This window comes from Trichococcus sp. K1Tr, assembly GCF_028309625.1.
GTDB lineage: Bacteria > Bacillota > Bacilli > Lactobacillales > Aerococcaceae > Trichococcus.
In genome coordinates this window covers 36,000-52,481 of the sequence record NZ_JAQMHR010000007.1, presented here as the reverse complement: position 1 = coordinate 52,481, position 16,482 = coordinate 36,000, and the positions used below count along the sequence as shown (strand labels likewise).

Here is a 16,482-nt window from a genome sequence, read left to right as displayed (position 1 = left end):
ATATGAATGTTTTAGACACAAATTTGCAAGACGTTAAGATTATTGAAATGCCTGTCTTCGGTGACCACCGTGGCTTCTTTACGGAAAGCTACGCCAAAGAAAAGTTTATGGCGGCAGGGATTGCTATTGATTTCATCCAAGATAACCATTCCTTATCGGTGGAACCTGGTGTATTGCGCGGGATGCATTTCCAAACTCCTGGCAAAGCCCAAACCAAATTAGTTCGTGCAACGACCGGCGTAATCTACGATGTCTTGGTGGATATGCGCGTGGGTTCGCCTACTTACGGCAAGTGGGAAGGCTACATCTTGAGCGAATTCAACCACCGCCAATTATTGGTGCCAAAAGGTTTCGCCCACGGATTTGTGACGCTGACACCGAATTGCAACGTCCAATACAAAGTCGATGAATACTATTCAAAAGAAAACGACGGCGGAATTGCTTTTAATGACCCAGCAATTGGCATTATCTGGCCAATGCCGATCGATAAGCTGATCTTGTCCGAAAAAGATACGCAACATCCGACTTTAGCCGAGTTTGATAATCCGTTTATTTACGGCAAAATTTAAGAACTAGGGGACACATAAAATGAAAAATATTATTGTTACTGGTGGAGCTGGCTTCATCGGATCGAATTTTGTTCATTACGTAGTGAATAACCATCCCGATATTCATATCATAGTATTGGATAAATTGACTTACGCTGGAAATAAAGAAAACTTAGCAGGTTTGCCAGCTGACAGAGTGGAATTGGTTGTGGGGGACATCGCTGACGCTGAGTTGGTGGATCGACTTGTGAAAGAAACCGATGCAGTCGTGCATTATGCTGCTGAATCCCATAATGACAATTCGTTGAAAGATCCGTTTCCTTTTGTTCAAACGAACATCATCGGGACGTACACTTTGATCGAGGCTTGTCGGAAGTTCGGTGTCCGTTATCACCATGTTTCAACTGATGAAGTTTATGGCGACCTACCGTTGCGGGAAGATCTTCCTGGACATGGTGAAGGACCGGGGGAAAAGTTCACTGCTGATACACCTTATAACCCATCCAGCCCTTATTCATCCACAAAAGCGGGTTCTGATTTGTTGGTGAAGGCTTGGGTGCGTTCTTTCGGGTTGAAAGCGACTATTTCGAACTGTTCCAATAACTACGGCCCTTATCAACATATTGAGAAATTCATTCCGCGCCAAATCACAAACATCTTATCCGGCATTCGTCCGAAACTCTACGGAGAAGGTAAAAATGTACGCGATTGGATCCATACGAATGATCATTCTTCAGCTGTATGGGCTATCTTGACCAAAGGCCGGATTGGGGAAACGTATCTGATCGGTGCGGATGGAGAAGAGAACAACAAACAAGTATTGGAGCTGATTCTTGAGCTTATGGATCAACCAAAAGATGCTTACGACCATGTAAAAGATCGCGCTGGCCATGATTTGCGCTATGCGATCGATTCGACGAAACTACGTGAAGAATTGGGTTGGACACCACAGTTCACCAATTTCAAAGACGGTTTAGCGGACACCATAAAATGGTATACAGAAAATAAAGACTGGTGGTCAGCTGAAAAAGCAGCCGTTGAAGCGAACTACGCGAAAAACGGTCAATAAGTGTCAGGAAAAAAGAGGTAGGATATTCCTACCTCTTTTTATAGAGGAGGAAGTTAAATGATTTTGATTACGGGTTCGAATGGGCAATTGGGTACAGAATTGCTTCACCTATTGGATGAAAGAAATATTTCCTATACTGCGACTGACTCCGCCGAAATGGATATCACGGATAAAGATGCCGTGGATACAGTTTTTCAAGCAGTGAAACCGACCTTCATTTTCCACTGCGCAGCTTATACTGCGGTGGACAAAGCAGAAGATGAAGGAAAAGAATTGGATGAAAAAATCAATGTATTGGGAACAAAAAACATTGCCGAAGCAGCCGAAGCAGCGGGGGCAGCTTTAGTCTACATAAGTACAGACTATGTTTTTGATGGCACTAACGCAGGAGAATATTCTGTGGATGCGGAAACGAACCCTAAAAACGAATATGGTCGGACAAAATTGGCTGGTGAACAACTGGTGCAATCGATTTGTTCAAATTACTATATCATCCGTACTTCTTGGGTGTTCGGTCAATATGGACATAACTTTGTCTATACGATGCGCCGTTTAGCAGAAACATACCCAATTTTAACAGTTGTAAGCGATCAAGTCGGCCGTCCAACTTGGACCCGTACTTTAGCTGAGTTCATGGTGCATGTGATGGAAACCAAACCAGAAAATGGCATCTACCATTTATCCAATGACAACAGCTGTTCCTGGTACGAGTTTGCCTGTGAAATTCTGAAGGATTTTGATGTGGAAGTGAAGCCGGTCACGTCAGAGGAATATCCACAAAAAGCTTACCGTCCGAAGCATTCCGTGATGGATCTGAGCAAAGCCAAGGCAACCGGTTTTGCGATCCCAACATGGCAAGAGGCTTTAGCAAGCTTTGTAAAAAATATTTAGTCACAAAGATAGATGAGTATTCCGGTCTGTGCCGCCAAGAAGGCGGCACTGGATGGAACTCTTTTTTGTATTTGATCAGTTCGAACCGATTATTAATTTGAAATTATTCGTTATGAAGTAAGGGAAACAGAACTGTAAAAATAAGCTCATTATAGGAGAAAAATGAAAATGGATAATCAGAAAATATTGTCAAAGGGTCTGACTCTGTTGCTATTGACTACGATGACATTGAACACAGGACTTACCACGGTATATGCGGTGGCGAACGAAGCCGATTCGAATGTAACAGTTCAACAAACGGAGAGTGCAGCTGCAACGGCTGATCCATCCGATTCGATCGAAATTGAAAGCAGTAAGGAGAGCACAGAGACAGCAGAAACAACAGAAATAATAGAAACAACAGAAATAATAGAAACGACGGAAGTGACATCTCAACAACCGACCGATTCAAATATAGAAACGGATATAGCCCCGGAAGCAGCTGATACTTCAGTTACGGAAGAAGTACCTTCAGCTGTCGTGACTGCAGAGGATAGTGACGTTGCTGTGGTAGAGGCAGCAAATTCCGGCGAAGTATACGATCGCGAAGCGTTGGCGGAACAAGCCATGCGAATGATGGCAGATGATTTGGCGCAAAAAAAAGCGATGCCGAAACTTTCGGGAAGCCTGACTGTCTCAACGAACAACACCTTCATCAATAAAATAGCGCCATTCGCAGCGACAACTTGGACAACACATCATATTTTGCCATCCATTACAATTGCCCAAGCAGTCTTGGAATCCGCTTGGGGTACAAGTAAATTAGCCATGGAGGCCAACAATTTGTATGGCATCAAAGCTTCCGATGATTGGACAGGTGAGGTATACGCCATAAACACTGCTGAATACGGTGATGCAGGATGGTATACGGTGACGGCCAATTTCCGAAAGTATGCTTCTTGGCTGGACAGCACTAATGATCACGGAGCCTTCTTCACCAGTACTGATTGGAGAAAAGAAAACTATAAAAATGTAGTGGGCGAGACTGATTATAAAAAGGCTGCCCATGCTTTAAGTGCAGCCGGATATGCAACAGATCCAGCATACCCAGCGAAGTTGATCAGCATCATCGAAAACTACAATTTGTCCCGCTTCGATCCGGTACCCAACATCACGATGAGCACCTATGTTGAAAATGACGGCTGGTCGGGCTTGAGCATGGGCTCCGATTATAGCGGCAAAGTCAGTGGAACGGTAGGAGAAAGCAAAAATATTTACAGTTTTAGCCTTTCCATCGATAACGATAATATTGCCGATGAAAAGGGTTTGGGTATCCAATATGCCGCCCACATCCAAGACCTTGGTTGGACCAATTATGTTTCCGAAGGGACTACTTTGGGAACTGCCAGCCAAAATAAACGGATGGAAGCCATAAAAATAAGGTTGACCGGAAACACCAATCTTAACTACAATATCTATTACCGTGTTCAGGCCGCAAACCTAGGCTGGACGGGCTGGGCAAAAAATGGTGAAGCCGCAGGCACGGAAGGCTTACAATATGGCATTGAAGCAATTGAAGTGTTGCTGTTGCCCAATTCAGCAACGGCGCCTTCTTCAACTACAATCGCCTTCCAGTCGCTGGTCGAAATGAAAGCAATTCAGCTGACGTATGCAGCCTACAGTCAGAACCTCGGTTGGCAAGCCAGTGTCGCAGAAAAACAGACAGCCGGCCAGATTAATTTGAGATTGGAAGCTTTTAAAATCAATATGAGCAACAGCAAATATGCGGATAAGCTCCAATATCAAGCCTATGTACAGAATAGCGGCTGGCAAGCGTGGCAAATGGGCGGTTCAACAAGTGGAACAACTAATCAAGCAAAACACATTGAAACTATCAAAATCCAGCTCAGTGGGTTGATGGCGCAGCATTTCGATATCTATTACCGCGTGTATGTAGGTGGTCTAGGCTGGCTTGATTGGGCCAAAAATGGTCAAGCATCAGGAACCAGTGGAATGGCCTCTCGCATTGAAGCGATGCAAGTTTCGTTGGTGGACAAAGGCAATGCCAGCCCTGGATCGACAAGCCAGCCCTATATTGAAGTTCCACCGATTTATTATGCGACCTTCAACCAAGCAACAGGTTGGCAAGCAGCGGTGAGTCATGGAGCTACCAGCGGAGCGACCGTCGATTCCAACCAAGTGGAAGCACTGCAAATTAAAGTACCAAACCTAAATTTAAGCGGAACAATCCAGTATCGTGCACATGTCCAGGACAACGGTTGGCTAGATTGGGCATCCAGTGGCGAAACAGCAGGTTTCACTGACAAAGGGAAACGCATCGAAGCTATCGAAATCAAGCTGACCGAAGAACTGGCCACCAAATATGATGTTTATTACCGCATCTACACCAACAAATTTGGGTGGTTAAACTGGGCTAAGAATGGCGCATCAGCTGGGACAGCCGGGCTAGCTGATCCAATCAAAGCGATTGAAATCAAAATACTTCAAAAAGGCAGTGCGGCTCCTGGGACGACCACCACACCATATGTCGACAAGAACAAATATGCCAGTGTGCTTTATCAAACTCATGTACAAAATATTGGCTGGCAAGGGGCGGTAGCGGATGGAGTATTGAGTGGCACAACCGGGTTATCCTATCGCTTAGAAGGCATAAAAATAAACTTGCAGAATAGTGCTTATAGCGGCTCAATCAGTTACCGTACACATATAGAAACTTATGGCTGGCAAGACTACGTCACCGGTAACGCCATCAGTGGCACAATGGGTGAATCCAAACGTTTAGAAGCGATTGAAATAAAACTGAGCGGCGAAATTGCCGAACATTATGATGTGTATTACCGTGTCCACGCTCAGGACTTTGGCTGGCTGGGGTGGACCAAAAATGGGGGTTCAGCCGGTACGGCTGGGTTAGCCAAGCGCCTAGAATCGATTCAAATCAAACTGGTGCCAAAAGGTCTGGCAGCACCCGGCAGCACAGCTAATGCTTACATAACGAAATAAACAACCAGTGAAGCATCGCCACAAAATAGCACTATTGGAACTTTAGCCATGAGAGATTATTTCAAGGAGGTACAAAGTGGAACAGCTAATAAAGAAAATTTCAATCATCTATCGATGGGACTATTTTCCATTTATCATTTATACATGTATTCTGTTGCTCGGTCATTTATTGCTTCCATTAGATTTCGGGGATGATATCTATTTCAGCAATGTTCTGAATGATCAAAATATTATTGCCTACCTTATTTCGAGGTACAGCAATTGGACCTCAAGAATCTTAATAGAGGCCGTTTTGGTTGTTGTGGCAAAGTACAGTATCTTATGGCGGATTTTGGATGTTGGTATAATGATATTGACAGCGGTGTCGATATCGAAATTGACAACGGAACAGCCATCCAGGAAAATAAATTGGATCATCATGTATCTGTCTGCCACGCTTTCTTATACTGTTTACAATAGCGCCGGTTGGATGGCAACTACACTAAATTATTCCTGGCCATTGGCGTTTGGGCTCTTTTCAATGATTTCAATAAAAAAAATTATATTGAATCAAAAAATACGTGGGTTTGAATATGCGCTGTATATATTTGCATTTATTTTTGCTGCAAACGCTGAGCAGATGTGTGCTATTTTATTAGGTGTTTACTTCGTTTTCACGCTGTATATCTATCATAGTAAAAAAATTGTGAACTGGTACATGATTGTGCAAACGCTGATAGGCATTGCCAGCATGGTATTTGTTCTGACCAATCCTGGGAATAAAATGAGACAGGAAACGGTTTATTCGATGTGGCCGGGATACAGTGAGCTGAGCCTCATCAGAAAAATTGAAATGGGCTATTCATCCACTTGGTATGAAATGATCATGCAGCCGAATCTGTTGTTCACGCTATTTTGCGGTCTGATTTTCATGAGCATGCTGCTCAAATACAATAAGAGCCTGTATTGTTGGCTAGCGTTTTTACCGTTGTTGGCAAGTCTTGTTTTTGGAGTGTTCAGTCCTGTCTTAAGTGTTATTTTCCCCTTCATAAGCCACATCCAGGGCGCGCTTACAGACTATGGCACCGGTATTAACCTGTCATCGTTCAGATCTTTGGTCCCTGACCTGATTTTGACAGTGGTCTTCCTGGCCATTCTCATATCGCTATTTTTGATTTTTGATGACAAGAAATACGCAGTGTTTTCGATTCTTATCGTGCTGGTAGGATTTGCCTCCAGAATGATAATGATCTTGACTCCTCAGATCAGAGGGGCCGGTTCCAGAGTGTTTATTTTTATGTATTTCTCATTGATTTTGGTATCTGTCTTGTTGTATCAAGTCATTTTGAAGTCTAATTCCGACCTGTATGTCAATGCTTCAAAGAATGTCATATATGTGGTTGGTTCTCTAGCGCTATTAAGCAATTTCTATTTGACGATTGTCTAAGGCGCATTCACAGGGATTATCCAAACTGACCTAAGGGGGGGTTTTATGAAAAAACGATTGGTCTTAGGGTTCGCTTTATGTATGATAATCGGCCTCACTTCATCTTTCCTGTATGAGAGTGCTGGACATCCAAGTAATGAACAACGTGCACTTTCTAAAGTTGCAGGAAGTGAGACAACTTTTCTTCAAACCAAAATAGACAGTATAGTTGAATCTGAGGGAGAAGAAGATTCAAGCGAGAGTGAGAGAGTGCTTGCAGAATCCATTGATCCAGTAAAAATAGGCCAAGCTCAAATAGAGCAGGTTACCGGCAATGAGGCTTTTGCGCCGGGAAAACAGACTGGATCCATATTCCTATCAGGTGAACTTTCTACGCCACAGCTACCCGGTGAAGAAGCCGCAAAAACGTTTCTGCAGGAAAAGAAACAGGCTATCGGTTTGGCTGACAATACCCAACTAGCGGTTGCTGAAGTGAGGACAGATGCGATAAACAACACCCATGTAAAATTTGCCCAAGTGGTGGACGGAATAAAGGTGGAGAATAACTCTTTGAGCGTCCATTTTGACGAAACTGGCGTTATTACAAGTGTCACCGGGGATTTGACGGATATTCAATCAATAGAAAAAACGGCTAGCGAACGAATTGCCGAAAATAGTGCAGTAGAAATTGCCAAGAAACAATATACATATGAAAGTTTGAGCGAAACACCTACAGTCGAGGAGGTGATCATCACTAAGGATGGCAAAAACTATGAAACCTATAAAGTGAAAATTTCCTTTATGGCGCCAGAAATTGCAAACTATGATGTTTACGTAGATGCCTATTCAGGTAATATTATTTATTCAGAAAGTAATATCCGTTATGCAAATGTTATGGGATCTGGATTAGACGTTTTGAATAATATTAGGGTTTTAAATCTTTACTATGACGGTTCGTATTATTATATGCAGGACGATACGCACAGGGCGACGAATGTCATCGAGACCTATTCGATGAACGGTGGAACGTCAAGTAAGACCCTTGTGAGAGCAACGAGTAATGTTTTTTCTTCTGAAAATAACAAAGCGGCTGTCAGTGCCCAGTATAATGCGAAACGCACCATTGATTTTTATAAAAATTTATTTGATCGAAATAGCTTGGATGACAACTATATGAATGTTGTATCATCCACGCAGTATTCAACGAAATACAACAATGCATTCTGGTCGGGCAGCCAAATGATTTATGGTGACGGTGACGGCTTAAACTTCACCTATTTAAGCGGAGATCTGGACGTCGTGGGGCATGAAATGACTCACGGGGTAATCGAATATACGGCTGATTTATCCTATCATAATGAATCCGGAGCTTTAAGTGAATCAATGGCTGACATATTCGGGGTGCTCATTTCCACCTATGATAAATATAATGTGGAATCCGGAGGTAGCTGGACATTTGCTGCTGCTGACTGGGTGATCGGGGATGATATATATACACCTTATATAACAGGGGATGCCTTGAGAAGCCTTGCGAATCCCGCACTTTATAATCAACCAGAGAAGATGAGTGAGTATATCAGCTCTCCTGATACAGAATCTGGCGACTGGGGAGGGATCCACAGTAATTCAGGTATCCTTAACAAGGCAGGTTATCTTGTAGCGGAAAGTATCGGAATGGAGAAGACTGCTCAAATCTATTACCGAGCTTTGGTGCAATATATGACAGAAATGACCGATTTTGACCAGGCAAAAAATTATCTAGTCCAAGCAGCAATAGATTTGTATGGTCAGGATTCTGCTGAAATGGCAGCCATCAACAGTTCTTTTTCTGCAGTCGGTATTGGGCAAGTATCGGTGAAGCCTGTTACCGGCATCAGCCTGGATAAGAAAGAGGCTTCTCTGTATCTGGATGAAATGTTAGATCTTAAAGCTACAGTGATCCCTCTTGAAGCTATAAATTATCAAATTGTTTGGTCAAGCAGTGCCCCCTCTATTGCTACTGTCGATGATAAAGGTACAGTTACAGCAGTGGGAATAGGGCAGGCAATCATCACAGCCAGTGTTGGGGATGTAACGGCTTCTATTACGATAACAGTTAAAGAATCCAACCTTTCCATATCATACAGTGTCCATGTTCAGAATATAGGTTGGCAAGAAGCTGTTAAGGATGGTCAATCTGCAGGTACCACAGAGCAATCTTTGAGGCTTGAAGGCATTAAAATTAACCTTTTTGGAGATGGGAGCAGCCTGTCCGATGCCCTTTCATATCGGACACATGTTCAAAACTATGGTTGGTTGGATTGGGTGCAAAATGATGGCATGAGCGGAACGACAGATGAAGCGAAACGTCTGGAAGCCATCGAAATCAATTTGACCGGGGAACCGGCAGAGCAGTATGACATCTATTACCGTGTTCATGCACAAAACTTTGGTTGGCTAGATTGGGCGAAGAATGGCGCCTCATCCGGAACCGCGGGTTATGGTTATCGACTGGAAGCTATCGAAATCCGTTTGGTGAAAAAAGGAGAGTCCGCTCCAGGACCCACGGCAACACCATTCGTTGAGGCTTTCATAGATAGTACCGAAAAGCTGACAGTCTCCTACACAACGCACGTGCAGGACTATGGTTGGCAGTCTTACGTTTCAGATGGCGTGTTGAGTGGAACTTTCGGCGAAGCGAAACGCTTGGAAGGCATTAAAATACAGCTGCAAAACGCCCCTTACCCCGGTTCCATTTCCTACCAAACGCATGTGCAGGACTATGGCTGGCAAGATTGGGTTTCCGACAATGGATTCAGTGGAACTTCCAGCGAAGCGAAACGTCTGGAGGCCATCAGGATCAAAGTGACGGATGAAATGGCTGAATACTACGATGTCAATTACCGAGTGCATGCACAAAACTTCGGTTGGTTGAACTGGGCAAAGAATGGGGAAGCTGCCGGGACCGCAGGCTACGCTTACCGTTTGGAAGCAATAGAAATTCAATTGGTTCCTAAAGGCGGCAATGCACCCGGGACGATGGGAACAGCTTATGCAGAGAAACCGGAAACGTTGGCAACAATTCCGAGCACTGACAGTGATGCGGGCATAAATTATGTGGTTGTTGAAAATAAAATTATGGAACTGCTAAATGGATTGCGGACAGAAAACGGGTTGAACACTATAAGCGAAAATGATACGCTAAAACTGGCGGCCGCCAACCGTGCAGTTGAAGTGGCCAGCTTATTCTCTCACACGCGTCCTGATGGAAGTCAATGGGATACGGTTCTTGAAGGCAGACCGTATGTGTATGATTATAAAACGATTGGCGAAAATCTGGCGATATCCACCTATTCCCAAGGTGAAGAAGAAATGGCTGCCTATATATTCGATATGTGGGTGAACAGCTCAGATTATTATGCGAATATGATCAATGCCGACTATAAAGAAGTCGGCATTGGGGTTCATTATAATGGTGGAGATATATACGCTGTGCAAATATTCGGAACGCAATTGAATTAAGTGGAAATCCTTGCATAAGCAAGGATTTTTTTATGGCTGATTAAATCAATGAATCAATAATAATTGTTGATTTATTTTCAAAAAGATGCAATTTCGTGTATAATTGAAGAGTAGCATAGTTCATGATGGTAAGCGTTTTCGTTTGTTTTTAGGGAGGCAGGATGGAACAAATTCTGTAGGGAGAAGTGATAAATTTGAAGATATTTTGGCGGATAATGATGATAGGGATGTTTTTTTTCGGTAGTGCGTTTCCATTAGTGCAAGCAACGGAAGGTTTCGAAGCTGACTCAACGGTCAGTGCCGATATGCTTGCTGAAGAAATAACGATAGACAGTTCAGTCGATTTAGTATCAGAAGCCACTGACAGTTCAGTGATAACAGACAGCTCAGCTGAATTGCCGGAAAATAGTGAATCAGGTGATTCGTTGGAGGTAAAGAGTGTTGTTTCGGTAGCGGATGAAGCAGTTCCTTTTGTATCCTATCGCACGCATATTCAAGATTTTGGCTGGCAAGGTGCAGTTAGAGATGGGGAGTCCAGCGGGAGCGTAGGACAGGCGAAACGTTTGGAAGCCATTGAAATCAAGTTAGGCGATACACCGGTAGCAGGGGGGATTGATTATCAGGTACATATCCAAAACTATGGCTGGATGAATACAGTTTCGAACGGCCAATCAGCCGGAACGATTGGAGAAAGCAAGCGTCTGGAAGCCATTAAAATTAATCTAACAGGTGAGATGGCGGCCAAATATGATGTTTATTATCATGTCCATGCGCAAAATTTCGGATGGCTAGATTGGACAAAAAATGGAGAACCCGCAGGGACTGCTGGGTACAGCTACCGCCTGGAAGCCATTGAAGTTGTGTTGGTGACAAAGGGCGCTGCTGCACCGGGAGCCACAGCGAGACCTTTTGTAAAATATCCTACGCTTTCCTACCAGACTCATGTACAAAACATCGGTTGGCAAAATTACGTTTCCTCTGGGGCATTGAGCGGAACGACAGGAGAAGTCAAACGATTGGAAGGCATTAAGATTAATCTGGCGGATTCAACATTTGCAGGTTCGATTTCGTACCGTACGCATGTACAGGATTACGGTTGGCAAGCTTGGAAGCAGGATAATGCATTCAGCGGCACCGAAGGGGAAGCCAAGCGGTTGGAAGCTATCGAAATTAACTTGAGCGGAGAAATAGGGGGATACTTTGATATTTACTACCGCGTGCACGCGCAAAATTTTGGATGGCTTGATTGGGCTAAAAATGGCGAAGCCGCAGGGACAGAAGGTTTGGGATATCGCTTAGAAGCCATCGAAATAAGACTGGTGAAAAAAGGCGAGGTGGCTCCGGGGGCAACAGCTACTCCATTCGTCAGGCTAGGTGGGATTGCTACGCAAGTAATGAGTGCAAACCAAATGAGTGCAACAAAGGTGCAACTGAAAACGCAGCTTAGCTATGGCACTTTGGTGAATGGTGTAAGGGTTGCAGCTCCCATCAGCAACATTACGGCGTATATGCAATCCACAACCAGCGGTCATCAGGTAAACCTTTCCATTTTAGCAACAAGCGATCCGTTGATTTTTAACCTTAGCTTCAATGAAAAAGCGTTGAATCCGAGCGAAACATATAAATTCATCGCATCAGTGGCGGGGACTTCGTCACAGTTATGGACCAGTGGCATAAATCAAAATACGATTTTAGGCAAGCTGTCCACCAACGGCAGTTATGTATACTACAGAAGAGATCAAACACCAGTAAATCAGTTGACGCTGAAGCATCTGCTTAAAACGGCGTTGGAGCCGGTAGGAAGCACATTATATGTTTGGGGCGGTGGATGGAATGAAGCGGACACGGGCTCAGGTATAGAAGCCGTCACCATGGGAGCCAGTCCACAATGGAAAAGCTTTTTCAATCAATACGGATCAATCTACGATTATACGAAAACACTGTATCAGATCCACAATGGACTTGATTGCTCCGGTTATATCGGTTGGGCAATCTACAACACTGTAAATACGTCAAACAATAAAGATGGTTACGTGATGTTGGCAGATGGCATATCAAGCAATTTCGCCGGCAGGGGCTGGGGAACCTATAGGTATAAAACAACAATCAGCCAGTACAAGCCGGGGGATATTTTGAGTTCGGCTGGACATGTGTATATGGTGTTGGGCGTTGCTTCGGATAAGAGTTTGGTGATTGTGCACTCTACTCCAAAAGGGGTTCAGATAAACGGCACCCCCACACCGTCCGGTAATACAAACAGTGTTGCAGCCAGTTTGGCGAAGCAATATATGAGTACTTATTATCCTGCCTGGTATAATAAATTTCCGAGCGTGAAGGTGGGTTATTCCTATTTAACCGACTTTAGCCAGATGACGTGGGATGTTTCCGGCAATGCATTATTGAGCGATCCGGATGGAATCGTAAATAAGAGCGCCGAGCAAGTGCTGGCTAGCCTTTTTTCGGAATAGATTGCTCCTTAGGCCTTTCGAATCAGCTGAAAATAGCCTGTATTTATAGATCAGAAAGTTTTGGTGCATTCGAAATGCGCCAAAGCTTTCTTTTTTTGGGGCAAACCGAGCAGGCCAGGATGGAAAGTGAAGCGCTCATAGTTGAAGCAACGCTCATTCTTGGTGGTTACATGAATAAATGATATAGTTATGTTAGTGATTGTCTAAATATCTAATGCCGGTTTACAAGTAATCATTAATCTGACTTTCGCTCAGTTTAATGTTCAAAATCCTGCACAAAGGTCAGCAGATGTATGCTGTTTTCTGGGCTGACCTTGTTTCGGGCACTGTTATTTCTCGACACGAAATGAATCCGTTTACAAGGAGGCTGGGGTATTTGCTTTGTTTTGACCTACAGGGAGTAACAAGTTGTAAAATGATGTATATCGTTTTTATGGATTGTAGTTCGGTGATTTGGTGAGGGGGAGAGGGCGAATGAAAGCGATTGGTAAAATAATTATTCTATGGTCATTCATTTTTAACAGTTTATCACCAGCACTCGCGTACGCAGTTGAAGATAGTTCTGCAATAAGACAAAGTGAGATTTTTGAGGCAAATAGTGCAGAGGTGTACAGAAACGATCTAATTGATTCCTCAGCACCTGTGGATACGGGAAGCGAAGAACAGACAACAGAACAAACAATTCAGGGCAGTGAGGAAAATGCGGTTACTGGGACAGAAAATACAGATAGTTCAGATCAAGTTTCGGAAAACGATGAAGAAACTAAAAGTATAGAATTGGATAGCGGTGATTCAATTGATTCCTCAGCATCCGAACAGCTTGAATCAACCGTGATTGGAAGTTCAATCAGTGAAACTACGAATACAGACAGTTCAATTGAAGCACAGGAAAGCAGTATTTTAGCTAATCAGCCGGAAGTAAAGCCCATGCTTGCGGCTGATTTGACAACACCGTCAGTATCATATCAAACGCACATCCAGAACTATGGTTGGACAACTGCGGTGAAGGATGGCATTACCAGCGGTACCATCGGCGAAGCGAAACGTTTAGAAGGAATAAAAATCAGCTTGGTTACTGCACCGGTAACTGGTGGAATCGAATATCAAACGCATGTCGAAAATATTGGCTGGATGGGAGCCGTTTCTGATGGACAGGTAGCCGGAACGATAGGGGAAAGTAAACGGTTGGAAGCCATCCGCATCAATTTAACCGGAGATTTGGCGGGAATTTATGATATCTATTATCGCGTTCATTCCCAAAATTTTGGCTGGTTGGATTGGGCGATGAATGGAGCGTCTGCAGGAACTTCGGGCTATGGCTATCGTTTGGAAGCCATTGAAATTCAACTTGTGAAAAAAGATGGAATCGCTCCAAGTCCCACAGCGCAGGCCTATATGGAGAAGGGGGAAGGTGTGTCTTATGCGACACATGTCCAATCTATTGGCTGGCAAAATTACGTAGAGGATGGAGCCTTGAGCGGAACGACAGGAGAAAGCAGACAGATAGAAGCCATCAAAATTAAAGGGACAAATTTTCCTTCATCCGGTTCGATTACTTATCGAGCCCATGTCCAAGGTATAGGTTGGCAGAATTGGGTGGGTAATGATGCATTAAGCGGTACTGTAGGGATGGGTAAACGTTTAGAAGCAATTGAAATAAAACTGACGGGAGAAATGGCAGAGCGCTATGATATTTATTATCGGGTGCATGTGCAGAAATTTGGTTGGCTCGGATGGGCCAAAAATGGTGAATCCGCTGGGACGGAATTCTACAGCTATCGCACCGAAGCCATTGAAATTAAGCTTGTTGAAAAAGGCGGAGGCGCACCGGGATCAACAGCCAATCGCTTTATTGTGCGGGAGGAACCTGTTCTTTCTTACTCTAGCCATGTCCAAAATGTAGGCTGGCAAAACTATGTGTCTGATGGAGCTTTGAGTGGTACTTTAGGGGAAAGCAAACGCCTGGAAGCCATTAAGGTTCGTTTGGATTCGCAGCCCTATGATGGGGCGGTTGCCTACAGTGCCGATGTGCAAGGATCTGGTTGGCAAGGGTGGTCGCAAAACGATGGATTGACAGGAACGACAGGAACGGGCAAGTATTTAGAGGCCGTCAAAATAATGTTAACGGGAGAAATGGCAGAATACTATAACATTTATTATCGTGTCCATACCCAAAACTATGGTTGGTTGGATTGGGCAAAAAATGGCGCCTCTGCAGGGACAGAAGGCTATGACTACCGCATTGAAGCTGTGCAGATCAAAATCGTACCCAAGGGAGAACCCGCACCTGGAAACACGAGCCGACCGTTTGTGAAGAAGCCTACGCTTGTCCTCGGACCAAACTGGACTGTGGAACAAGGTTATTTCCAGACAACATCCGGTATAAGGTATTATGTCGGAGGCAGTTATATTATTCTGAGCATCGCTCAGCAAAAAATGTGGTCATACATCGGCATACAAAAAATTGTGGAAACAGATGTCATTACCGGAAATCCCTATCTGGGATATGCTACTCCAAAAGGATTATTTTCAATCCTAAGTAAACAATCGCCAAGTGTATTGATTGGTCCCGGTTATGTTTCACCGGTGCAGTATTGGATGCCGTTTTTAGGTAATGCATATGGGATACATGATTCTTCTTGGCAAACGCATGGCTATGGGGGGGATTTGTATTTAACTTATGGTTCGCACGGCTGTGTGAACACACCTTTAGCTGCAGTCAGGACTTTATTCTATACGTATTCGGTGGGCACCCCGGTAGTTATTTATTGAGGAAATTCGGAGCTGTAAAAAAAACGCGCAATCGATCCAGCAAAATGCTGCTGATCCGGTTGCGCGTTTTTTTATAACTTGTAAAGTGGTGTCACTAATAAAAAAGCTGTTTTACCATATTAAAAAACAAAAAGAAACATTTAATGAACAAAAACAAAAAAATAAAACAAAAAAACGAACAAAAAGATTGATTTTATGTTTGGTTCTGTTTATAATGAGGGCATAAGGAAATAAAAACGCTTCCGGGAAAATGAGTTGTGATTTTCCATACTGTCTTCGTAAGATCATTAAAATATTTTTAGTAAGTAGAAATTAATATGGCTATTGTACTGGGGACGGATTTAGCGGGTAAGTAATTGAAATCAATTAATACAAATCAAAGAGGGTGAGCAAGCTGCACGTAAATGGTGGCGAAAGACTGGCTTTAATATCGATACACTAAGCAAAGTTCTTGGAATGGCAGCAACATCTTGGAAAGAAAAAATCTGAACAAATTGGAGGAAATGAAATGAACAGGGAAGAAGCTACTTTATTAGGGTTTGAAATTGTTGCCTATGCAGGTGAAGCGCGATCGTATCTTTTGGATGCTTTAAAAGCAGCGGAAAAAGGTGATTATGATAAAGCCGAAGCATTATGTGAAGAAGCAAATACCAGCATCAAAGAGGCTCATAAAGCTCAGACAAGTTTGCTTACTATGGAAGCTTCAGGCGATGATATTGCCTACAGCGTTACGATGATGCATGGACAGGATCACTTGATGACAACATTACTGCTTAGGGATTTGATGAAACATATGATTGAATTGTATAAAAGAGGGAGCAACTAATT

General features: G+C 43.5%; 9 protein-coding genes. All 9 read left to right on the top strand.

Going from position 1 to position 16,482, the window contains the following annotated elements; translation table 11 throughout:
* Nucleotides 1-2: 2 nt before the first annotated feature.
* The 9 genes from rfbC to PH235_RS11095 all read left to right on the top strand — a co-directional run bounded on the left by rfbC (nucleotide 3) and on the right by PH235_RS11095 (nucleotide 16,480).
* Nucleotides 3-569, top strand: a complete 567-nt coding sequence (rfbC, locus tag PH235_RS11140; protein ID WP_272162406.1) for a dTDP-4-dehydrorhamnose 3,5-epimerase — start codon at nucleotides 3-5, stop codon at nucleotides 567-569.
* Between the two features lie 19 nt (nucleotides 570-588).
* A complete protein-coding gene (gene rfbB, locus PH235_RS11135; protein ID WP_272162405.1) occupies nucleotides 589-1,617 on the top strand; it encodes a dTDP-glucose 4,6-dehydratase in 1,029 nt (342 codons plus the stop codon).
* A 57-nt stretch (nucleotides 1,618-1,674) separates the two neighbouring features.
* Nucleotides 1,675-2,508, top strand: coding sequence for a dTDP-4-dehydrorhamnose reductase (gene rfbD, locus PH235_RS11130; protein WP_272162404.1), 834 nt, complete (start codon nucleotides 1,675-1,677; stop codon nucleotides 2,506-2,508).
* A gap of 168 nt (nucleotides 2,509-2,676) precedes the next feature.
* Entirely contained in the window at nucleotides 2,677-5,508 is a 2,832-nt protein-coding gene (locus PH235_RS11125) for a glucosaminidase domain-containing protein (RefSeq protein ID WP_272162403.1), read from the top strand.
* A 76-nt stretch (nucleotides 5,509-5,584) separates the two neighbouring features.
* Complete coding sequence (locus tag PH235_RS11120) at nucleotides 5,585-6,934, top strand: hypothetical protein (RefSeq protein WP_272162402.1); 1,350 nt, start codon at nucleotides 5,585-5,587, stop codon at nucleotides 6,932-6,934.
* A gap of 45 nt (nucleotides 6,935-6,979) precedes the next feature.
* Complete coding sequence (locus PH235_RS11115; protein ID WP_272162401.1) at nucleotides 6,980-10,414, top strand: M4 family metallopeptidase; 3,435 nt, start codon at nucleotides 6,980-6,982, stop codon at nucleotides 10,412-10,414.
* 194 nt (nucleotides 10,415-10,608) lie between these two features.
* A complete protein-coding gene (locus tag PH235_RS11110; protein WP_272162400.1) occupies nucleotides 10,609-12,882 on the top strand; it encodes a hypothetical protein in 2,274 nt (757 codons plus the stop codon).
* A gap of 474 nt (nucleotides 12,883-13,356) precedes the next feature.
* Nucleotides 13,357-15,654 (top strand): L,D-transpeptidase family protein, encoded by a 2,298-nt coding sequence (locus tag PH235_RS11105; RefSeq protein ID WP_272162399.1) that lies wholly within the window; start codon nucleotides 13,357-13,359, stop codon nucleotides 15,652-15,654.
* 508 nt (nucleotides 15,655-16,162) lie between these two features.
* The gene (locus PH235_RS11095) at nucleotides 16,163-16,480 is read left to right on the top strand and encodes a PTS lactose/cellobiose transporter subunit IIA (RefSeq protein WP_016173973.1); all 318 of its coding nucleotides are present in this window, start codon (nucleotides 16,163-16,165) and stop codon (nucleotides 16,478-16,480) included.
* The last annotated feature ends 2 nt before the right edge of the window (nucleotides 16,481-16,482 follow it).

What these genes read in the sequence shown, in the direction of transcription:
- PH235_RS11105 (WP_272162399.1), top strand. Translation starts at nt 13,357, where the DNA reads ATGAAAGCGATTGGTAAAATAATTATTCTATGGTCATTCATTTTTAAC.
- PH235_RS11115 (WP_272162401.1), top strand. Translation starts at nt 6,980, where the DNA reads ATGAAAAAACGATTGGTCTTAGGGTTCGCTTTATGTATGATAATCGGC.
- PH235_RS11125 (WP_272162403.1), top strand. Translation starts at nt 2,677, where the DNA reads ATGGATAATCAGAAAATATTGTCAAAGGGTCTGACTCTGTTGCTATTG.
- rfbC (WP_272162406.1), top strand. Translation starts at nt 3, where the DNA reads ATGAATGTTTTAGACACAAATTTGCAAGACGTTAAGATTATTGAAATG.
- rfbB (WP_272162405.1), top strand. Translation starts at nt 589, where the DNA reads ATGAAAAATATTATTGTTACTGGTGGAGCTGGCTTCATCGGATCGAAT.
- PH235_RS11095 (WP_016173973.1), top strand. Translation starts at nt 16,163, where the DNA reads ATGAACAGGGAAGAAGCTACTTTATTAGGGTTTGAAATTGTTGCCTAT.
- rfbD (WP_272162404.1), top strand. Translation starts at nt 1,675, where the DNA reads ATGATTTTGATTACGGGTTCGAATGGGCAATTGGGTACAGAATTGCTT.